At 66.1% G+C, this 304-nt stretch carries 1 protein-coding gene; it reads right to left on the reverse strand.

The window, feature by feature from the left end:
- The coding region (locus tag CVH10_RS19335) for a c-type cytochrome (RefSeq protein ID WP_146143103.1) at positions 1 to 304 on the reverse strand (304 nt) is incomplete at both ends.

Here is a 304-nt window from a genome sequence, read left to right on the forward strand (position 1 = left end):
TTGTTCGACAGGCCCCAGACGTACGACGCCAGCACGTGGATCTGCGCTTCGGTCAGACGGCCCTGCTGCGCCGGCATTTGGTTGGTCTTGCCGGTGTTGATGATCGAGATGATCGCGTCCTGCCCGTAGCCGTGCAGCCAGATGCGGTCCGAGAGGTTGGGCGCGCCCAGCATGGGGTTGCCGCCACCGTTCATGCCGTGGCAGGCGGCGCATGCGGTGAACTTGCTCTTGCCGAGGCCGGCGCGCACCGAGTCGTGCGGGCTGCCCGACAGGCTCAGCACGTAGTTGGCGACGTTCTTCACGT

The sequence above is a fragment of the Halomonas sp. ND22Bw genome (assembly GCF_003011945.1).
GTDB lineage: Bacteria > Pseudomonadota > Gammaproteobacteria > Pseudomonadales > Halomonadaceae > Halomonas > Halomonas halophila.